The organism is Corynebacterium sp., from assembly GCF_030532715.1.
Lineage (GTDB): Bacteria > Actinomycetota > Actinomycetes > Mycobacteriales > Mycobacteriaceae > Corynebacterium.
In genome coordinates this window covers 423,516-443,435 of sequence record NZ_JAUNKO010000001.1, presented here as the reverse complement: position 1 = coordinate 443,435, position 19,920 = coordinate 423,516, and the positions used below count along the sequence as shown (strand labels likewise).

Sequence of the window (19,920 nt, the reverse complement as noted above, 5' to 3'; positions counted from 1 at the left end):
GGGGCGTCCTAGGAAATGCGGAATTCGTACGGAGCGAGCGTTTCGTGCTGGTCGGCGATGAGGCCAGAAACTTCGCGGTCGGAAAGGTTAAAGTAGCAGCTAGTAGCCGTGTTTTCGTGGGTCCGAAGGAAGGCTAAGATCGCCGGGTCGGCAGCGGGGAGCAAGCTAAACTCGCCGTCTGCTAGCGCCGCATTAGAGCGCCGCAACGCAATCATGTTGCGCGTGAAATGCAGCAGCGAATCTGGGTCCTCCTGCTGTGCCGCCACGTTCACCTTCGAATGCGCGTATTCCCCAGTGCTAATCAGTGGCAGGTAGGTTTCCGCAGCGCCGCTGAAACCCGCGCCCGGCTGGTCGGTCCATTGCATGGGGGTGCGCACGCCGTCGCGGTCGGCAAGTTCGATGATGTCGCCCATGCCAATCTCGTCGCCGTAGTACAACACCGGCGTGCCCGGGAGAGTCAGTAATAACGCCGTGAGCAGTTTCAACCGGCGAGGGTCGTTCTCCAGCAGGGGAGCCAAGCGGCGGCGAATCCCCACATTCGCCTTCATGCGCGGATGCGGCGCGTAATGCTGGTACATGAATGCGCGTTCCTCATCGGTGACCATTTCCAAGGTCAGTTCGTCGTGGTTGCGCAAGAAAATGCCCCATTGGGCGCCATTGTCCGGCAGTTGCGGCGTGGAGGCAATAATGTTGCGAATCGGGCGGCTATCGCCCTGCGCCAAACCCATGAAAATGCGCGGCATCAAGGGAAAATGGAAGGCCATGTGGCATTCCGGCGCTTCCTCGGTGCCGAAGTATTCCACGACGTCGCGCGGCCACTGGTTCGCCTCCGCCAGCAGTACCTTGTCGGAGTATTCCGAGTCGATCACGGCGCGGCAGCGTTGCAAAAATTCGTGCGTGAGCGGCAGGTTCTCACAGTTGGTGCCTTCCTGTTCGAACAGGTAGGGCACGGCGTCGAGGCGGAAACCGTCAAGGCCCAAGTCGAGCCAGAACCGGAAGGTATCCAGCATCGCCTCCTGCACCTTGGGGTTTTCGTAGTTGAGATCCGGCTGGTGGTGGAAAAAGCGATGCCAGTAATACTGGCCGCGAACCTCATCGAAGGTCCAGTTGGATTCCTCCGTGTCCACGAAGATGATGCGCGCGCCTTCATACTTCGCGGGGGTGTCCGACCACACGTAGAAATCGCCGAACGGCCCATCCGGGTCCGTGCGGGACGCCTCAAACCACGGGTGTTCGTCCGAAGTGTGGTTCACCACGAAATCCGCGATCACGCGAATGCCGCGGGCGTGCGCTTGCTTGATGAGTTCCTGCAATTCCGCCACCGTGCCGAACTCCGGCAGCACGCGGTGGAAATTGCGGATATCGTAGCCGCCGTCCCGCAACGGGGAGTCAAAAAACGGCGGCAGCCACAGGCAATCCACGCCGAGCCAGGCGAGGTAGTCTAACCGTTGCGTCAGACCGCGAAGGTCCCCGCTGCCATCGTCGTCGGAATCCTGGAAGGCGCGGACGAGCACCTCGTACATCACAGCTTGGCGATACCAAAAGGGGTTGGGCGACATACCCACTAGATTAGCGGCTTACCCGCATTTGCTGAAAACCCGCCTTGAGCTGCGTTAATGCCGGGTAAGCGGAAGGTGGTGCGTACCAATTTCAGCGGGTCTTGTGTCAGGGTTGTTTCCCCGGTTAACGCAATGGAATAACAAATGCGCTCGTCTGAGGTGTAGGCGGGCCACGGCGGGGGAGCGCCTTGGGCGACAGATACCACAAGGCCGTGGACATGATCCGACAACGATGTCTTCGTTTCCACAGCGTTCGGGCCAAGCAATTCCGCCACCCGCGCCGGGCGTGTGTGAAGGTTGTGGAACATCAGCGGTAGGTCCACGCAGTGATGTGCGGGCAGCGATTCGTCGCCGGTAAATTCCATCATCCACACCGGTCCGTTCGCGTACTCCGCCGTGGCGGCGGCCCAACGCCGGATGACGGAATCGCCAAGCATCCGGCCATACATCCGCGCCGGATCCTCCTTGAGCATGGATTCGAGGTATTCCGAGGGGTTAAGGCACCCCATCCTGCGACCGTGCGTACGGACCAGCAGGGGAGCTAGTCCCCTTCGGTCGATCGCGCGCCCCGCGGGGTCCAAGTACATCTCCTCCCGGGTGCTGCTCACCAGTACCGGCACGGAGGCAAGCTCACGGGGGTCAAAAGGAAACGGTCCGAGGGCGATATCGTCGAGGTAAAGCGTGCGGAATCGGCGATACGTTCGTGCGCTCAACTGCGGCAGTGCGCGCGCGGCGTTGAAACGTCCCGATGCCACCCGCAGCGCCCACTCGCGTTGGGCAAACCCCTGCCTCGGGTACCCGGGGGACAGCGCAATCACCCGCCGAAACGCCCCGCGATAATGGTCTTTGCGAGCCAACCACAAGGCGATGCCCGCGCCTGCGGATTGCCCAATCAAGGTCACGTTCGTGGGGTCGCCGCCGAAGTATTCAATATTGCGCTGCACCCATTCCAAAGCGATCAAACAATCGGTCACGCCGCGGTACTGGCTCGGCAGTTGATCGCCAAAGGGTGCGAAGCCGGCGAAGCCGAGGCGATAGCCCACCGAAACGTACACGCATCCACTGCGGGCGAAACTGTCCCCACGGAGTTCGGGGTCGTCGTGGTGGCCTTCTTCGTAGCGGCCGCCGTGAATAAACACCACCACGGGGGCGTCGCTGCCGGCGGCCAGCCCGGCGGGGTGGGTGACGGTGAGCGCGACGTCACGGGTGGCGGGCTGCGTGGCGTCCACCTCGCCAGCGTCAAGCAATTCGGCGTCCGCAAACTTGTCGGATATGCGGCTGTACGGGATGGAATAAAACGTATCAATGTCGCCGAGGTTGCGGCCCGTGAAAAGCCCTGCCAGGCAGCGCACGCGGGAAGTGGAAGGTCCCATACCTGACGAATGTAGCAGCCGGTACCATCGTTGACTATGCCGAATCCTTTGCTTACCGCCTCGACGTTGCCCTACAACCTCCCGCCGTTCGCTGAAATTAGCGAATCGCATTTCTTGCCCGCCTTTGTTGCCGCAATGGACGAGCACGCCGCGGAGATCGCCGCGATTATCGCCTGCGAGGAATCCCCAACGTGGGAAAACACCGTCGAAGCGTTGGAACGCGCCGGCACCACGCTGTCGCGCGTATCTTCGATTTTCTTTAATTTGCACGGTACGGACGCTTCCGATGCGCTCAATGCGATCGCCGCGGAGATCACCCCGAAACTTTCCGCCCATGCGGATGCCATCTACCAAAACCACGCGTTATACGACCGAATTCGGCAGGTCAGCCCGCCCGAAGGTGACATAGAATCCGAACGCCTGCACGACTATCTCCTGCGCGCTTTTCGACGCCGCGGCGCCGCCCTCCCCGCGGATGGCAAGGCTGAACTCAGCTCCCTCAACGAACGACTGTCCGTGTTAAGGGAGCAATTCCAGCGGAACCTGCTTGCTTCTACCAATGAGTTGGCTGTGTCTTTTGAGGAGTCCGAGCTTGCTGGGCTCAGCGAGTCTCGGCGTGCCTCCGCCGCCGCCGACGCCCAAGCTCTTGGTCGAACTGGTTTTGCAATTCCGCTCGAATTGCCGACCGTCCAACCTGCCCAAACAGACCTCGCGGACGCGGCGGCGCGCGGGAGGTTGTACGCGGCGTCGCAACGCAGGGGCGTGGGCACCAACGATGCGGTATTGTTGGAGATGGTGCGGCTGCGGGCCCGGCGCGCAGCCCTGCTCGGATACGCCTCACACGTCGAGTATGTGATCGAAGAGGAGACCGCTGAAACCGTAGACGCCGTGCGCAAATTGTTGTTCGACTTGGCGCCTGCCGCGGCGGTAAACGCCCAGGGTGAATACAAACTCATTTCCGATATCGCGGACGCCCCAGTCACCGGCGCGGATTGGCCTTATTGGGAGTCCCAGCTGCGGGCGCGGGACTACAGCCTTGACGAGGACGCGCTGCGGCAGTATTTCCCGCTGGAGCAGGTCCTTACCGACGGTGTGTTCTACGCCGCGGAGCGCCTCTACGGAATCCGCGTGATCCCGCGCACCGACCTCGAAGCGTACGGCGAGGACGTGCAGGTGTGGGAAGTGTTGGATGCGGACGGCAGCGGCATCGGCCTGTTCCTCACAGACTATTACGGCCGCCCATCCAAGCGCGGCGGGGCGTGGATGTCTAGCTTTGTGCAGCAATCACACCTGTTGGGCACGAAACCCGTGGTGGTCAACGTTATGGGCGTGACGAAGCCCGCGGATGGATCCTCGGCGCTGTTGACGCTTGACGAGGTGACTACGCTGTTCCACGAATTTGGGCACGCGCTGCACGGGCTGCTTTCAGACGTCCGTTACCCGACGTTCTCAGGAACAAGTGTTCCCCGAGACTATGTGGAGTTCCCTTCCCAGATCAATGAAAACTGGGCGCTCGATCGCACCATTGTCCGAAACTATGCGCGGCACGTGGAGACCGGGGAAGTTATCCCAGACGCGCTCTTGGAAGCTATCGACGCCGCGAAGTTGTTCGGCCAAGGCTTCGGCACCGCCGAATATTTGGCCGCCGCAATCATCGACCTCGCCTGGCATTCCCTGACCCCCGAGCAGGCCGCCGAAGTTTCCGACATCGCGCAGTTCGAGCGGGAGGCCTTGGAACGGGCCGGGCTTGTGGTGGATCATTTGAAGCCCCGTTACCAATCCACATACTTCAACCATGTGTTTGGCGGGGGCTATGCGGCGGGCTATTACTCCTACCTGTGGGCGGAAGCGTTAGATGCCGATGGCTTTGATTGGTTTGCTGAGCAGGGTGCCACCGGCGCGGATGCTACCGCCGAGGCCGTTCGGGTCGCTGGGTTGCGGTTCCGTGACCTGATCCTGTCCCGTGGCGCGGCCCGCGACTACACCGAAGCATTCGAGCAGCTGCGCGGTCGTGCGAAGGATGTGGCGCCGTTGTTGAAGCGCCGTGGGTTGGCCGGTACCGAACTCGCCTAACCCCGTCCACCGAATCTGGGTTGCGCTACACTTAAGCCCACGATGAACATTTCCCAACCTGTGGTTGATGCGTTAGATTGGATCGGCCATGAGCTCACTGGCATTCCGTTGTGGATTCAAGCACCGGTAGTGCTGATCACGGTGGTGCTGATGTGCGCGTTGTTGGCGTTTGTGTTGCTGCGTGTCATCGATATGCTTGGTGCTCGGACGTATCCGTTGTTCCATAGTGGCCAGACGCTTCCGCACTCGACGGTTGCCTTAGGGAAAGACGATTAACTGCTGCGATGTCTTCAGAGCGTAAGAACGGCAATAAGTATCCCAAGTCGCAGGTAAAGCTTGCGCTTGTCGTGTTGTTATTGCTGGTTACCGTGTCCTGGCTTGTGAGTTTGTTCTAGCCGCCGCCCCCGTGGCCCCCCCGATCCCCGGTGGTGTTAGCGGCGGCCGGCTTCGGCGACCTTTTGGAACGCTGGGTGCGTTTCAAACTCTTCGATGAGCATGGGGTGGCCCGTGCTATCGCACAGGGGGACACACCAGTTGGGGTATTGCTCGCGGCAGGTGCCCGGTTGGTTCTGGGCGCGGACGTCGCCAACGAGATCGACTAGTGAGAGGCATGCCAGCGCCGACGGGGTGCCGGCGATGAAGCGGTGCATGCCAGCAATGAGGTCGAGGGCGTCGCCCCGCTCGGCGCGGGAGGAATCATAGAAGTGTTTGTCCGCGAGCGGCCCGTTTTGGAAGCTGCCGGTGTCGGCGATGCGCTGGAGGATTTCGTTTTGCCAGCGGAGATCGTCAGCATCTTCCTCCGCGACGTCGCGGGTGAACAAGCCGAGGCGATGGCGCAATTCGATGTGCTCCCCGTGAAGCATGCCAGCGGTGGGTGGTAGGTCGTGCGTGGTCACAGAGGTCAGTGCCAGCGGCCGGTATTCGCCTTGGTGGCGGGGCCCACCGTTCGGGGAGCCTTCGAACCAGAGGACGGAGGTTCCCATGATGCCGCGGGCGGTGAGCACATCTTGGACCCACGCTTCGAAAGTGCCGAGGTCTTCGCCAATAACCACGGCACCGGCGCGTTCCGCCTCGAGCACGAGGATTCCGATGAGGGCGTTGTGGTCGTAATTGACGTAGGTGCCGGTGATCGGGCTTTGCATGCGGGGGATCCACCACAGGCGGAACAAGCCCAAAATGTGGTCGATGCGGATGCCGCCAGAGTGTCGCAGTACGGTGCGCAGCATGTCCCGCCAAGGGGCGTAGCCAGCCTCGGCGAGTTTCACTGGGTGCCACGGCGGCTGGGACCAGTCCTGGCCGAATTGGTTGTATCCGTCTGGCGGCGCGCCAACGGACGCGGAAGGGGCAAGGTAGGGGGCGAGGGTCGCGGCGTCGGCACCCCCGGGGTGGACGCCGACGGCGAGGTCAGCCATGATGCCGATGCTCATGCCGGCCGCTTTGGCGCGTGCTTGGGCGGTGCCGAGTTGCTGGTCGCAGATCCATTGCAGCCAACGGTAGAAGTCGGTCGCCTCCGCCATATCCGCTGTTTCGTCGTTGTGTGCGATAGCTCCGGCGGCGATAGTACGTTCGGCGCACCACGTGGCGAAGGCCTCCAACCCGGTGCCCTCAACCTCGCAGTATTCGCGGAAAGCCTGCTCGCGCTCGGGGGAGCGGCTCACGTGGAACACCTTGTGCAGGATCGCCAACTTCGCCTCAAAGATGGGGTTGCGTTCAATCATCTCGGAGGTGGTGTTGCGCGTGCGGAAATGCTCGGCAAAGCGTTCTAGTTCGGCGCGGTTTTCCTCCGACAGCCCGGCGGTTTCCTCGATGTCTTCGACGCGGATGTACAGGGGATTGATAAACCGCCGGGAGGTGGGCAGGTAGGGGGAGTCTTCGATGGGGGCGAAGGGCTCACCAGCGTGCAGCGGGTTGATCAGCAGGAATTGTGCACCGGCGGCGCGGGCGGTGGTTTCCGCAATGGAGCCGAGGTCGTGGAAATCGCCCATGCCCCAGGATTGGCGGCTGCGCACGGAGTACAGTTGCGCCATCACGCCGGAAACGGGTTTGCTAATCAGCGAATCCGCGGTGGACAGGCGCGCCGGGGTAATGACCAGCTGGCAGGAGGCGGTAAGGCCCTCGGTGACCAGGTGAATGGTGTGCCAACCGAGTGGCAGATCGCCCGGGGTGGCAAAGCTGGCCTCGCCCCAGACCACGCCGTTGATTTCGCGTGCGGGTGCCCAGTTTTCCACCTGATGGGCGGGTACCACCTCGCCGTTTTCCAGCTCGATGGTTACTTTCGCCTCGGATCCGTCATGCACGTGCACGGGGAATACGTGTTCGTCGCCTTGGACGGCAACCACGCAAGGCGGCAGGCTGCGGGTAAATTTGGCGTCCTCGAATTCGCTGATTGCCGCGCGCAGCGCCTCTTCGGTGGGCGCGTTTTCGCCGAAACCAACGTTGACGCCTAGCGCGTTGAGCGTTTTCAGTAGCGTGTCTTCGCTCACTTCAACATACTCACCTGTGGAGGAGTAATAAGAAGTGGCAACGCTGTGAGCCGCCGCTAGGGTTTTGAGTTCGTCTCTATAAGTCACAAATATTTATCTTGCCACCTTATTGGTTTGTTCTAGGCATTGTAGAGCGCAAACGCGTAGTTTGTTATCAGGAGTCCGATATATTTTGCCCTTAAAGGAGCTTTGATACCGTGCAGGAATACACCACCCCGGCAGCCTACGAAATTGGGCCTCATGAGACGTGTTTGACGGCGTTGCTCGATACCGCGCAGGCCCGCCCGTATGGGGTGCTATTCACCCGCCCGCGGAGTTTTGAGTGGGTGAATGTCACCGCAAAAGAGTTCGTTGAGGAGGTGTTTGAGGTTGCCAAAGGCCTCATCGCCAACGGGGTGCAGCAGGGGGACCGGGTCGCGTTGCTCAGCGAGACTCGCTACGAGTGGTCCCTGCTCGATTTTGCGATTTGGGCGGCGGGCGCGGTAAGCGTTCCGATTTATAGTTCTTCGTCGCTGAGCCAAGTGCAGTGGATTATTGAGGATTCCGGCGCTGTGTTCGCCATCACTGAAACCATTGAGCACACGGACTTGATGAAGCACTTGGAGCTGGACGCGGATGGCAACCCAAAGCTGAAGGGTTCGTCTTCGCGCTTGCGCCGCGTGCTGGAGATTAACGCCTCCGCGGTGCAGACATTGAAGTTTGAGGGCCGCGGCATCTCGGACGATGAGGTGCAGCAGCGCATCGATGCTACTCGGTCGACGGATCTCGCGTCCTTGGTGTACACCTCGGGCACCACGGGGCGGCCGAAAGGGTGTCGTTCCACGCACCATAACTGGCTCGCAGAGGTGCGGGCGCTGTTGACCCATCCCATTGGCGCGATTGCGGTGCCGGGTACCCGGGTGCTTACGTTTTTGCCGCTGGCGCATGTGTTTGCGCGGGCGGTGTCACTGGCGGTGGTGATTGGTGGCGCCACCCAGTCGCACTGGTCGGATTTTTCGACGTTGACCGTGGAGTTTCAGCGGGCGCGGCCTAACCTTATCCTTGGTGTGCCTCGCGTGTTCGAAAAGGTGCGGAACGGTGCGGAAGCCAACGCGTTTGATAACGGCCAATTCAAGGGCACCATGTTTCGCGCGGCAGAAAACGTTGCTATCGAATACTCCCGCGCTATGGATACACTCGACGGGCCGTCCCGCGTCCTGTCCGTGAAGCACAAGGCATTTGACCGGTTGGTGTATTCGAAGATCCGGGCGGCTATGGGCTCGTCTGTGCGCTATTGCATTTCGGGTGGGTCCTCCATGAACCACGACCTGTTGCACTTCTTCCGGGGCATGGGTGTGACCGTATACGAGGGGTATGGGCTGACGGAGACGGTGGCCGCGGCGTCGGTAAATTTCGACGACAACATCATCGGCACTGTTGGGCGGCCCGTCGGCGGGGTTTCGGTGCGTGTGAACTCGGAGAGCGAAATCATGTTGCGGGGCGAGACGGTCTTTGATGGCTACTGGAACAACGAGGAAGCGACCAGGGAAGCGTTTACTGAGGACGGCTGGTTCAACACTGGCGATCTGGGTGAGATTCTTGAATCTGGTCACATCGTAATCACAGGCCGCAAAAAGGATCTGATCGTTACGGCAGGCGGCAAGAACGTCTCCCCCGGCCCCATGGAGGACCGGTTGCGTAACCACCCGCTGATCAGTCAGGCGCTGGTAGTGGGGGATGGCAAGCCGTTTGTGGGCGCTCTGATCACCCTCGATGAGGAGGCGGTAAAGCGGTGGAAACTCAACCACAATATTCCGGAGCAGAAAACGGTCCGGGAGTTGGCCACGGAGCCGATGCTGCGCGCCGAAATTCAGGACGCTATTAACGATACGAACGCGCAAGTATCCGCCGCTGAGGCCATTAAGAAATTTTATATTTTGGACCGTGACCTGCTGGAAGCCGAGAATGAGTTGACGCCCACGATGAAGATCAAGCGCAACGTTGTAGTGCAACGATACGCAGATGCGATTGATCAATTATATAAGCGATAAGCCGCGCTGCTGAGTCGGCAGGGCGCGAGCTATTCAGGTAACGCGGGGGTGGCGTCACACCCTCGTCGTTACGTTCGTTTGGAAAGTGGAAAATATTGACGCTGCCTGGGGATTTCGGGGGTGGGGCGTCGATAGGTGGTGCGAGGATGGTGCTACCGGGGAAGCACCCCCGCTGACCGGTGTCGCAACGATTCTGGTGTGTCTCACGGCGAGGCTTCCCCCACCACTCTAAGAAGTGCCTTAGGGTCGTATTCGATAACAGCCGGCGAAGCAAACCGCGGCGGCTGTACCAGTTCGAGTACTTTAAGGAGCAGCCGTGCAGGTGACTGATGCGAAGCTGCGCCACCGCGAGCTTACGCAAGAGGTGTACGACATTGGCGATGAGGTAGCCACGTACATCGATAATCTTGTGGAGGCGCTCACGGATTGGGACACGGAGTTGGTCACGGATTGTCGCCTCGAGTTTGAGGAGATTGTGATCGAGGCTCGCGATGATTCCCGCCGTGTCGTCGCCGAGCTGGCGGGTGTGCGCCAAGCTTTAGTATCTGGGCTGCGCTCCGGATCCATGAGTACGGCCCGGACGACGCGCGAAGCTTTGGTGGAGCGCCCGAGTCGGCTGCGTGCGGTGGATCTGATGCGCGAATATCCGTTGGATAGCAGCCCGGTTGCAGTTCGAGAGCTCGCTGATGCTTTGAATGCGCGTTCGTCCGCCGTCGTGGAACACCTTGGGGAGATCACCGAATGGGTGGTCGACCAGACTGCGGTAGCTGCGGATGACCTAGATGCGTTGAGCCTTCCGCTGCTGTTTTCCCGCACCCGGGACCTAGTTGCCTGCGCCGTGGAGGCGTGGTTTATTGCCGTCGCGGAGGCGCACCCGGCGTACACGCGGACGATGCGCGGCCATAATCCGCCGCAATTTCTCATGGAGCGCGCACGTATCGACGCCGTGGTTGCCCGCGTCGCTCGCCGCCGCGCGGAGGCCGCACGTGACGGGGGCTTCGCTTCATGACGCGACCCTTCGGGGTGTATATCCACGTTCCGTTTTGCGCGTCACGCTGCGGTTATTGCGATTTCAACACCTATACGCCGGGCGAGTTAGGCAGTTCCGCTTCCGTGCCGGAGTATTTGGTTGCGCTGCGCCGCGAGTTGGAATTGGCTGCCGAAACTGGGAATACGCGGCCCGCCGAGACTGTCTTTGTGGGCGGCGGCACCCCGTCGATGCTGGGTGGGGAGCTGGTGCGGGTGCTGGAGTACGTGCGGGAAACCATTGGGTTGGCGCCGGGCGCGGAGGTGACTACGGAGTCAAACCCGGAGTCGACTTCCCCGGAGTTGTTTGCAGCGCTGCGCGCGGCGGGGTTTACCCGGATATCGCTGGGCATGCAGTCCGCGGCACCGCACGTGTTGCGGGTGTTGGAGCGCCGGCACACCCCGGGCCGCGCGGTGGCGGCCGCGCGGGAAGCCACGCGGGCGGGGTTTGCACACGTGAACCTTGACATGATTTACGGCACCCCTGGTGAGACTGATGACGACGTGCGCGCAACCCTCGACGCGGTGCTGTCCGCGGGGGTGGACCACGTGTCCGCCTACTCGCTCATCGTGGAGGATGGCACCGCCATGGCGCGGAAAGTCCGCCGCGGGGAGATTCCTGCGCCTGATGAGGACGTATTGGCTCACCGTTATGGGCTTATTGACGCCGCCCTGCGCGACGCTGGTTTCCAGTGGTACGAGGTGTCCAATTGGGCTCGCTTAGGCGGGGAATGCCGCCACAACCTGGGCTATTGGCGTGACGGTGATTGGTGGGGTGCGGGCCCTGGCGCGCATTCGCATGTGGGGGACAGTCGCTTTTATAACGTCAAGCACCCCGCCCGGTATGCGGCGTTGTGTGCGCAAGGTCGGCTACCGATCCAGGAGGCGGAGACGTTAAGTGCGCACGACCGGCATGTCGAGCGCGTGATGTTGGGGCTGCGCCTGCGGGAGGGCATTCCGGCGGGCATGTTGGGCGCGGGCGGTCTGGCTGTGGTGGAGGATTATTGTGCTCGCGGATTGCTGCGCCGAGCGGCGGGTTCCCGCATCGCGTTGACGGAGGCGGGGCGCCTGCTCGCGGATGGAATCGTTGCGGACATTTTGCTTGGGGATGATTAGGCGAAGTCGATGGTGACTTCGTACATCCCTCGAATTACTTTGAACACGTTGAATCCCAGCCGGTACCCGAGGCGTAGTTGTTTCCGCTGTGCTGGGGTGAGGTAGCGGCTGTAATCGTATTCCACCGTGACGTTGCTGATCCGGTCGCTCCAGGTGCGCGGCGTGTACGGGTCGCGGAGGCGGAACGGCATGCTGCAGGGCGTGCCCTTGGCCGCGATTTGTTGTTCGCTTTTTCGCATGATGCGTGGGGATTGGCTGTCATATATGAGCCGGCCGCCGGGGAAGCGTTCCGCCATCGCTACCACCACATCGCGTACTTGAGCGACCTCCAGGTAGTAGAACACACCGTTGGCCATGGCGATGGCCCCGCGGCTGGGGTCTACCTGGTCGAACCACCGGTGGTCTGTGAGCGAATACGGCAGGTCGTGTTCGTTGTTGGCGGTGGGGATCCAGCGTTGCCTGAGTTCGATGACCGCGGGGAAATCCACGTTGTAGATGGTGCAATCGAGGCCTTCGAGGTCCATGGCGAGGCTGTCGAGCCCACACCCAAGATTGACGACGGCCGCGCCGGGATGCGCCTCTAAGTAGCGTTTGGTGTTGGTGACACTGATGAGGTGCCGCAGCCCGTAGACGACGGCGGGGAAGTCACCGAGTGATTGTGCCGGGGTGCCGGCGTCGCGGGCGATGGCTTCGGCTTTGAGGGCCCACGGGTCGGGAAAGAGGTCTGGCCAGGTGCGGGCTGCTTGGGCGCGGCCGAATAAGGGAAAGAATAATGTATGGGACACGGTATCCATACCCTTTAGATTAGGCTTCCCTTTGTCGTGGGTGCAGGGTGTGTGATGTCGGCGTGTGGGAAAAACTGCGTAGACTATTGCGGGAGCTTGTAGGGAAGGAGCATCAACGTGTCTAGTGCCACGGAACAGCGGCGGCATAAGGTGCTGTGTGCCATTGTGGCCGATTACATTTCCTCCCAGGAGCCGGTTGGCTCGAAAGCGTTGGTGGACCGCCACAATCTTGGTGTGAGTCCGGCGACGATCCGCAACGATATGGCTGTGCTGGAATCCGAAGGTTATATCGTGCAGCAGCACGCCAGCTCGGGGCGTATTCCCACGGAAAAGGGCTATCAGGCGTTTGTGGATTCCATTCACGATGTCAAGCCGCTGTCCCGGGCGGAGCGCCGCGCCATTCTCGCGTTCCTCGACCAGGGGGTGGACTTGGAGGACGTGTTGCGCCGAAGTGTGCAATTGCTCAGCCAGCTCACCCGTCAGGCGGCGGTGGTGCAATTGCCCACGTTAAAGGTATCCCGCGTGCGGCATTGTGAGGTGGTGGAGCTCACCCCGACGCGCTTGCTGCTCGTGTTGATTACGGACACTGGCCGGGTGGAGCAGCGCAACGTGGAGTTGGATGAGCACCTTGGCCCAGAGAAGGTGGCGCAGCTGAAGGAGAACCTTAACCGCAGGTTGGCCGGGAAGACGCTCACGGAGGCGAGCGTAGCGATGGCAGACATGGCGGTGGAGGCCTCGGCGGATGTGCGCAACGCCTCCATTCGGTGCGCCACCGTGCTGGTGGAAACTTTGGTGGAGGCGCCGAGCGACCGGTTGATCCTGTCTGGTGCTTCGCACCTGTTCCCCTCCGGGCTGCCGAGCGTGGTGGAGGCGCTGGAGGAGCAAGTGGTGGTGCTGAAGCTGTTGTCCAGCGCGCAGGATGTCGGCCAGGTGCAGGTGAGCATTGGGGACGAAGAGTTGCGGGGCGCTGCGGTGGTGGCCGCGGGGTACGGGGCGACGGGTGCCACGTTGGGTGGCATGGGAGTGGTCGGCCCGAACTATATGGATTATTCGGGAACAATTTCGAAGGTGTCCGCCGTTGCACAGTATGTAGGCAGGGTACTTGCCGGCCAGTAGGCTACAATGCCTTGACGTTCATTGAATAATCCATAAGGGAGTTAGAAGTAGACCGTGGCGCGTGACTATTACGGCATTCTCGGAGTGGACAGGTCGGCGACGGAAACCGAAATCCGTAAGGCGTACCGGCGGTTGGCCCGAAAGTACCATCCGGATGTGAACGGGACCGAAGAGGCGGCGGAGAAATTCCGCGAGGTGTCTTTGGCGTACGAGGTGCTCACCAATGCGGAGAAGCGCCGCATTGTGGATATGGGCGGTGACCCGATGGAGCAATCGCCGAGCGCCGGCGGTTTCGGTGGCTTCGGCGGGTTCGAGGACATTTTCGGTGCGTTTTTCGGCGGCGGCCAGCCCCGTGGCCCGCGTTCGCGCGTGCAGCCGGGGGATGACGCATTGCTTCGCACCGCTATCACCCTCGAGGAGGCGTTCTCTGGGGTGAAGAAGAACATTACGGTGGATACTGCAGTGTTGTGCGATCAGTGTGAGGGCACCGGTTCCGAATCCAAGTCTCGCGCGCATACGTGTTCGCATTGTCAGGGGGCCGGGGAGATTCAAGAGGTGCAGCGTTCCTTCCTGGGCAACGTGATGACGTCCCGCCCGTGCCCCGCCTGCCAGGGCTTCGGCGAGGTTATCGACGACCCCTGTACAAAGTGCCACGGCGACGGCCGCGTGAAGGCGCGCCGCGATTTGACGGTCAACGTCCCCGCCGGGATTAGCGACGGTATGCGAATCCGCATGGCCGGGCAAGGCGAGGTCGGCCACGGCGGTGGGCCCGCGGGTGATTTGTACGTTGAGGTGATTACCCAACCGCACTCCGTGTTTACTCGCGACGGCGATAACCTGCATGTGACGGTGCGCCTACCCATGGTTGATGCGGCGTTGGGCACGGAGTTTGAGGTGACCGGGCTGGACGGCAACCCGTTGAAGTTCCACGTCGCCCCCGGCACCCAGCCTGCCGAACGTATTCACGTCCAAGGCGCCGGTATGCCGCATCTGCGCGCGGAGGGCGCCGGCGATATGGTTGCGCACATGGACGTGATCATTCCGAAGGATCTGGATTCGCAGTCCAAAGACTACCTGCGGAAGTTGCGTTCCCACCGCGCCGACAAGGTGCGGGTGCAGGATTCGCACCAGGAAGAGGAAAGTTTGTTCAGCCGTTTGCGTAGCCGGTTTAGGCGCTAATGTCGCTGCCCGTGTTCCTGTGGGCCGACGGGGAGTTACCAGTCCCCGGTTCGGCTGTCGAATTGGTGGGGCCGGAGGCGCGCCACGCTGTCACCGTCAAACGTTTGTGCCCCGGAGAGCAGCTCGTGCTTATCGACGGCCGCGGCCACGGCGTCCACGCCACCGTCACCGGCACCAGCGGTAAGGATAGGTTGCTGGTTGCGGTAGGGGAGGGCGTCGAGAAGCGAGCGAGTGTGCCGCAGGTGACGGTGGTGCAGGCGATCCCGAAGTCGGAACGCGCGGAACTTGCCGTGGACCTTGCCACCCAAGCCGGGGCGGACCGCATCGTGCCGTGGCAGGCGTCCCGGTGCATCGCTAAGTGGGGTGCCAAGGCGGACAAAGCGTTGTTGAAGTGGCGAAACCAAGCGCTGGCATCCGCGAAGCAGGCGCGCAGGTTTACGGTTCCCGACGTCGCCCCCCTAGCAACCACCACGGACGTCGCCGCCCTCATCGCGCGTACCGACGGCCCCGCCCTCCTCCTCCACGAAGAAGCCGCCGTCCCCTTCGCATCCTTGGACTACTCGCAGGCGCAGGAAGTCCTTCTTGTAGTCGGCCCGGAAGGCGGCCTGAGCCCCGCGGAAGTGGAACGTTTCACCGGAGCGGGCGCGCAGGCGGTCAAACTCGGCCCAGAAGTATTGCGCACAGCCAGTGCGGCGTTTGCGGCGTTGTCGGCGCTCGGGGTACTCACCTCACGCTGGTAAAGTTCCGCAATGAGAAGAAAAGGAACACGTTGGAACGAACCACCCAAATCTTGACCAAGCCGTACCGGCTCGACGAAGCGCACGCCCAAACCGTGCTGGGCACCACCGACGAAAACTTACGCACGCTGGAAAACCAGTTGGCGTGCGATGTGTTCGTCCGCGGCACGGACGTTACCCTGACCGGCCCAGACCACGAGGTGGCCCGCGCCAAACGCGTGCTCGATGAGCTGCAGGCAATCGCGCGCCGCGGGCACGTGATCAGCCCCGCGACGGTAAAAAACGCCGTGAACATTGTGACGGTAGAGGCGCCGCAATCCGTGCGCGACGTGTTGGCCGCCGACATTGTCACGCGGCGCGGGCGCCCCGTGCGGCCGAAAACACTAGGCCAAAAGGAATACGTGGACGCCATCGATGCCAACACCATTGTGTTCGGCGTCGGCCCCGCGGGCAGCGGGAAAACCTACCTCGCTATGGCGAAGGCGGTGCAGGCGCTGAACAATAAGGAAGTCAACCGGATTATTTTGACCCGGCCGGCGGTGGAGGCGGGGGAGAAACTCGGTTTTCTGCCCGGCACCCTCAACGACAAAATAGACCCTTACCTGCGGCCGCTGCACGATGCGCTGCGGGACATGGTGGAACCGGAGATCATCCCGAAGCTGATGGAGGCCGGCATCGTGGAGGTTGCGCCGCTGGCGTACATGCGCGGCCGCACCCTCAACGACGCGTTCATCATCTTGGACGAGGCGCAGAACACCACGCCGGCGCAAATGAAAATGTTTCTCACGCGCTTGGGGTTTGGCTCCAAGATGGTGGTTACGGGCGACATTACCCAGGTGGACTTGCCGGGCGGACAGAAGTCCGGGTTGCGGCTGGCGCGTGACATTCTGCGTGGGGTGCAGGGCGTTCACTTCGCCGAACTCACGTCCGCGGACGTGGTGCGCCATAGCCTCGTGGCGGCTATCGTTGATGCGTACGAAACCTACGAAAAGGACATGCGATGAGCATCGAAGTGTTCAACGAATCCGGCTTCGAGGGCGTCAACGAGGAAGCACTCATGGATGTGGCGAGCTTCGCGCTGGCAGCGATGGATGTGCACCGCGACGCCGAAGCCGCGATCCATATCGTGGACCTGGATACCATCGCCGATCTGCATGTTCGATGGCTGGACCTGGAGGGGCCCACGGACGTGATGAGCTTTCCCATGGATGAGCTCACCCCCGGCGGTGGCCGCCCTGACGCCACTGACCCTGGGCCCGCCATGCTTGGGGACATCGTGATTTGCCCCGAGTTCGCGGTGGATCAGGCCGCCCGCGCGGGGCATTCGCTGGACCGTGAGTTGGCGCTGTTGGTGGTGCACGGGTGCCTTCACTTGCTTGGTTACGATCACGCCGAGCCCGCCGAAGAACAAGAGATGTTTGCACTCCAGAACGAATTGCTGGAGGCTTGGTACGAGGCCAGTAGCTCATGGAACCCTGGCTAGCGCTCGGGGCTGTTGCAACCATCTTGCTCGCGGGCGCGCTTGGCACGGTGGAATCCGCCGTCGCCTCCATTTCGCGCACCCGTGTGGAAGAACTCATGCGGGAGGACCACTCCGGCGCGGCCACTCTGCTGCGCGTGCTGGATCGCCGCGCCGAACACATTAACCTGTTGGTGCTGCTGCGGACCCTCTTGGAATCCGTGGGCGCTGTGCTTACTACGGCGCTGACCTACCAGCTGTTCGCCTTCGACTCCGTTGCGTTGCTGGTGGCGATTGTGGTGCTCACCTTAGTGACCTTTGTGGTGGTGGGGGTGTACTCGCGCACCATCGGCAGGCAGAACCCGTACACGGTGTCGCTGCGTTCCGCGATGATCCTGTCCGTGTTGGCGTTCGTGCTCGGCCCGGTGGCTCGCCTGCTCATTTGGGTGGGCAATGTCCTCGCCCCAGGGAAAGGGTTCCGCGATGGTCCGTTTGCCAATGAGCACGAGTTGCGGGAAATGGTGGACATCGCCCAGGAGCACGGCATTGTGCAGCAGGAAGAACGCCGCATGATCCAATCCGTGTTCGATCTCGGCTCCACGACGGCGCGATCGGTGATGGTACCGAGGCCGGAGATGGTGTGGATCGAACAGGAGAAGACCGCTGGGCACGCCACCGCGCTGTGCGTGCGTTCCGGGCATTCCCGCATCCCCGTGGTGGGGGAAAACGTGGACGACATCGTGGGGGTGGTGTACCTGAAGGACTTGGTGCAGCGCACCTACCACGCCACCGACGGCGGGCACAGCGTGCGCGTTTCGGACGTGATGCGGAAGGCAACGTTTGTGCCGGATTCCAAGCGCCTGGATAGCTTGCTGCACGAGATGCAGCTGCACCGCTTTCACATTGCAATGTTGGTGGACGAGTACGGTGGCATCGCGGGGTTGATCTCCATCGAGGATATTTTGGAGGAAATCGTCGGTGAGATCGCCGACGAGTACGACGCCGCGGAAATTGCCCCAATCGAACGCCTCGGCGATCGCACCTTCCGGGTGGTCTCTCGCCTTTCGCTCGAAGAATTGGTCGAATTGGTGGAGGAGTCCTGCGGCGTGGAACTGTTCTTCGACGAGGAAATCACGGAAGAGGTGGACACCGTTGGCGGCCTGTTGGCGTTGGAGTTGGGTCGTGTCCCCTTGCCCGGTTCGAAGGTTGATACGCACGGCATGACCCTTGTCGCTGCTGGTAAGCGGGATCGCCGCGGCCGCATGCGAATGACTACAGTAACAGTGGAAGTACATTCCGCCCCCGAAGATTAAGGACGAAAACATGTTCAATGCACCCGAGGGCTTCCGAAGTGGATTCGTCAGCTTCGTGGGCCGACCAAACACCGGCAAATCGACCCTCACTAATGCGTTGGTGGGGGAGAAAATTGCCATTACCGCAGACCAGCCGGAAACCACGCGCCACCCCATTCGCGGCATTGTGCACCGTGAGGATGCGCAGATCATTTTGGTGGATACGCCCGGGTTGCACCGTCCCCGCACCCTGCTTGGCGAACGGTTGAACGAAATTGTGAAGGAGACGTACGCGGACGTTGACCTGATCGCGCTTACCATTCCGGCTAACGAGAAGATCGGTCCGGGCGATCGGTGGATCCTCGACGCCGTGCGTAAGGCGGCGCCGAATACCAAATTGATGGGTGTGGTCACCAAGGTAGACACCGTGTCGCGCGACGCCGTGGCGGAGCAACTTGTCGCCCTGCACGAATTGTTGGGCGGGGAATGCGAAGTCGTCCCGGTATCTGCCGTCAAAGGTGAACAAACAAACGTATTAATCGATGTGATGGTGTCGCTGCTGCCGGAGGGGCCCAAGTTTTACCCCGACGACCACATCACCGACGATGACACCAACACACGTATTGCCGAACTGATCCGCGAAGCTGCGCTGAGCGGGTTGAAGGACGAGCTGCCGCACTCCGTGGCTGTGGAGATCGACGAGATCCTGCCCAACGAAGAGCGCGAAGGTGTGCTTGATGTGCATGCCGTGATCTACGTGGAACGTCCCGGTCAGAAGCGCATCCTCATGGGCAAAGATGGCCGCCGCATGGGTCGCATTATCCACAACGCCCGCCCGCAAATCATCGAACTCCTTGGCCAAAATGTATACCTTGACCTGCGCATGAAGGTGCTGAAGAACTGGCAATCTGACCCGAAAGCGCTGGGCCGCCTCGGGTTCTAGCCATGCGCCGAGCCAGTCACCGGGACCGCGCGCTGGTGGTGCGCACCTATGATTTCGGGGAGGCGGATCGGGTTATTGTGCTGCTCACTCGTAATCACGGCGTGGTGCGCGGCGTGGCGAAGGGTGTGCGCCGGGCCAAAAGTAGGTTCGGTTCGAGGTTGCAGCCCTTTGTGGAGCTCAATGTGCAGTTGTATCCCGGCCGCTCACTGTACACCATTACAGGCGCCGACACCGTTGCCTTTTTCGGACGGGTGATCGACGAATACGAACGTTATACCGCCGCCTGCGCCGCCCTAGAGGCTGCCGAGCGTCTCGCCGTCGCCGAAATTGAAGATCCCTGGCTGTTCGATACCGCCCTGACCACCTTGTCCCGCCTGTGCGGCGCAGACGACCCCACGTTGGTGCTCGACGCATTCTTGTTGCAGGCTATGCAGCATGCCGGCTGGGCCCCAAGTTTGTTCGATTGCGCGCAGTGCGGCGCGCCGGGGCCGCACCATGCGTTTCATCCCGGTGCTGGTGGGGCGGTCTGCGTGCGGTGCCGGCCCCCCGGGTCGGCGGATGTGCCGGAGTTGAGTTTGCGCCTGATGTGGTGGTTGGCGCACGATCGCTGGTCGGCGGTGCGGGGGGCGTCGATAGGCGGGGAGGTGGCGGGGAGCGCTCACAGGTTGACGCGTACGCACCTGCATTGGCACCTCGAACGTAGTGTTGCAGCGCTGGATGTTCATGATCAAGGGGCGTTTTCGTAGCCC

General features: G+C 61.7%; 16 protein-coding genes and 1 pseudogene. 13 read left to right on the top strand and 4 right to left on the bottom strand.

The features are described from left to right. Window positions 1-8: 8 nt before the first annotated feature. Both treS and Q4D83_RS02065 read right to left on the bottom strand, forming a co-directional pair. Window positions 9-1,559 carry a maltose alpha-D-glucosyltransferase gene (gene treS, locus Q4D83_RS02070; protein WP_303172529.1) on the bottom strand — a complete coding sequence of 517 codons (1,551 nt, stop codon included), beginning with the start codon at window positions 1,557-1,559 and terminating at the stop codon, window positions 9-11. A gap of 5 nt (window positions 1,560-1,564) precedes the next feature. Continuing rightward, entirely contained in the window at window positions 1,565-2,932 is a 1,368-nt protein-coding gene (locus tag Q4D83_RS02065) for a carboxylesterase family protein (RefSeq protein WP_303172528.1), read from the bottom strand. A gap of 30 nt (window positions 2,933-2,962) precedes the next feature. Between Q4D83_RS02065 and Q4D83_RS02060 the strand changes: the two genes are divergently transcribed. Both Q4D83_RS02060 and Q4D83_RS02055 read left to right on the top strand, forming a co-directional pair. After that, the gene (locus Q4D83_RS02060; protein ID WP_303172526.1) at window positions 2,963-5,005 is read left to right on the top strand and encodes a M3 family metallopeptidase; all 2,043 of its coding nucleotides are present in this window, start codon (window positions 2,963-2,965) and stop codon (window positions 5,003-5,005) included. A gap of 42 nt (window positions 5,006-5,047) precedes the next feature. Beyond that, window positions 5,048-5,281 carry a hypothetical protein gene (locus Q4D83_RS02055; RefSeq protein WP_303172524.1) on the top strand — a complete coding sequence of 78 codons (234 nt, stop codon included), beginning with the start codon at window positions 5,048-5,050 and terminating at the stop codon, window positions 5,279-5,281. Between the two features lie 155 nt (window positions 5,282-5,436). Here the strand turns inward: Q4D83_RS02055 and malQ are convergent, their stop codons facing one another. Next, a complete protein-coding gene (gene malQ / locus Q4D83_RS02050; RefSeq protein ID WP_303172522.1) occupies window positions 5,437-7,575 on the bottom strand; it encodes a 4-alpha-glucanotransferase in 2,139 nt (712 codons plus the stop codon). A 110-nt stretch (window positions 7,576-7,685) separates the two neighbouring features. Here malQ and Q4D83_RS02045 point away from each other — a divergent pair, with 110 nt between their 5' ends. The 3 genes from Q4D83_RS02045 to hemW all read left to right on the top strand — a co-directional run bounded on the left by Q4D83_RS02045 (window position 7,686) and on the right by hemW (window position 11,660). After that, window positions 7,686-9,518 (top strand): long-chain fatty acid--CoA ligase, encoded by a 1,833-nt coding sequence (locus Q4D83_RS02045; protein ID WP_303172519.1) that lies wholly within the window; start codon window positions 7,686-7,688, stop codon window positions 9,516-9,518. A gap of 316 nt (window positions 9,519-9,834) precedes the next feature. Further along, window positions 9,835-10,527 carry a hypothetical protein gene (locus Q4D83_RS02040; RefSeq protein WP_303172517.1) on the top strand — a complete coding sequence of 231 codons (693 nt, stop codon included), beginning with the start codon at window positions 9,835-9,837 and terminating at the stop codon, window positions 10,525-10,527. Then, the gene (hemW, locus tag Q4D83_RS02035) at window positions 10,524-11,660 is read left to right on the top strand and encodes a radical SAM family heme chaperone HemW (RefSeq protein WP_303172515.1); all 1,137 of its coding nucleotides are present in this window, start codon (window positions 10,524-10,526) and stop codon (window positions 11,658-11,660) included. The genes Q4D83_RS02040 and hemW overlap by 4 nt, the downstream gene beginning before the upstream one ends. Here the strand turns inward: hemW and Q4D83_RS02030 are convergent. Next, the gene (locus Q4D83_RS02030; RefSeq protein WP_303172513.1) at window positions 11,657-12,454 is read right to left on the bottom strand and encodes a class I SAM-dependent methyltransferase; all 798 of its coding nucleotides are present in this window, start codon (window positions 12,452-12,454) and stop codon (window positions 11,657-11,659) included. The two genes, hemW and Q4D83_RS02030, sit on opposite strands and share 4 nt — an antisense overlap. A gap of 108 nt (window positions 12,455-12,562) precedes the next feature. On the opposite strand from Q4D83_RS02030, the gene hrcA reads away from it, so the two are divergent. The 8 genes and pseudogenes from hrcA (at window position 12,563) to recO (ending at window position 19,917) form a co-directional block, all read left to right on the top strand. Beyond that, window positions 12,563-13,561 carry a heat-inducible transcriptional repressor HrcA gene (gene hrcA, locus Q4D83_RS02025; protein ID WP_303172511.1) on the top strand — a complete coding sequence of 333 codons (999 nt, stop codon included), beginning with the start codon at window positions 12,563-12,565 and terminating at the stop codon, window positions 13,559-13,561. 54 nt (window positions 13,562-13,615) lie between these two features. Further along, on the top strand, window positions 13,616-14,740 hold the full coding sequence (gene dnaJ, locus Q4D83_RS02020; protein ID WP_303172509.1) for a molecular chaperone DnaJ: 1,125 nt from the start codon (window positions 13,616-13,618) through the stop codon (window positions 14,738-14,740). Then, window positions 14,740-15,480, top strand: a complete 741-nt coding sequence (locus Q4D83_RS02015) for a 16S rRNA (uracil(1498)-N(3))-methyltransferase (RefSeq protein WP_303172507.1) — start codon at window positions 14,740-14,742, stop codon at window positions 15,478-15,480. Before dnaJ ends, Q4D83_RS02015 begins: the two co-directional genes overlap by 1 nt. Window positions 15,481-15,509: 29 nt before the next feature. Further along, window positions 15,510-16,481: a PhoH family protein gene (locus Q4D83_RS02010; protein WP_303172504.1), complete on the top strand. Its 972-nt coding sequence runs from the start codon at window positions 15,510-15,512 to the stop codon at window positions 16,479-16,481. After that, window positions 16,478-16,933: pseudogene (gene ybeY / locus Q4D83_RS02005) on the top strand (rRNA maturation RNase YbeY); the annotation flags it as partial. The gene Q4D83_RS02010 and the pseudogene ybeY, both read left to right, overlap by 4 nt. 11 nt (window positions 16,934-16,944) lie before the next feature. Continuing rightward, the gene (locus Q4D83_RS02000) at window positions 16,945-18,249 is read left to right on the top strand and encodes a hemolysin family protein (RefSeq protein WP_303172502.1); all 1,305 of its coding nucleotides are present in this window, start codon (window positions 16,945-16,947) and stop codon (window positions 18,247-18,249) included. Window positions 18,250-18,259: 10 nt separating this feature from the next. Continuing rightward, entirely contained in the window at window positions 18,260-19,171 is a 912-nt protein-coding gene (era, locus tag Q4D83_RS01995; RefSeq protein WP_303172500.1) for a GTPase Era, read from the top strand. Window positions 19,172-19,173: 2 nt separating this feature from the next. Beyond that, window positions 19,174-19,917 (top strand): DNA repair protein RecO, encoded by a 744-nt coding sequence (gene recO / locus Q4D83_RS01990; RefSeq protein WP_303172499.1) that lies wholly within the window; start codon window positions 19,174-19,176, stop codon window positions 19,915-19,917. Window positions 19,918-19,920: the final 3 nt, after the last annotated feature.

Bases quoted from the DNA above. Each gene is read 5' to 3' on its own strand.
- treS (WP_303172529.1), bottom strand. From the start codon at position 1,559: ATGTCGCCCAACCCCTTTTGGTATCGCCAAGCTGTGATGTACGAGGTG.
- Q4D83_RS02065 (WP_303172528.1), bottom strand. From the start codon at position 2,932: ATGGGACCTTCCACTTCCCGCGTGCGCTGCCTGGCAGGGCTTTTCACG.
- Q4D83_RS02055 (WP_303172524.1), top strand. From the start codon at position 5,048: ATGAACATTTCCCAACCTGTGGTTGATGCGTTAGATTGGATCGGCCAT.
- hemW (WP_303172515.1), top strand. From the start codon at position 10,524: ATGACGCGACCCTTCGGGGTGTATATCCACGTTCCGTTTTGCGCGTCA.
- Q4D83_RS02030 (WP_303172513.1), bottom strand. From the start codon at position 12,454: ATGGATACCGTGTCCCATACATTATTCTTTCCCTTATTCGGCCGCGCC.
- Q4D83_RS02015 (WP_303172507.1), top strand. From the start codon at position 14,740: ATGTCGCTGCCCGTGTTCCTGTGGGCCGACGGGGAGTTACCAGTCCCC.
- Q4D83_RS02000 (WP_303172502.1), top strand. From the start codon at position 16,945: ATGGAACCCTGGCTAGCGCTCGGGGCTGTTGCAACCATCTTGCTCGCG.
- era (WP_303172500.1), top strand. From the start codon at position 18,260: ATGTTCAATGCACCCGAGGGCTTCCGAAGTGGATTCGTCAGCTTCGTG.
- recO (WP_303172499.1), top strand. From the start codon at position 19,174: ATGCGCCGAGCCAGTCACCGGGACCGCGCGCTGGTGGTGCGCACCTAT.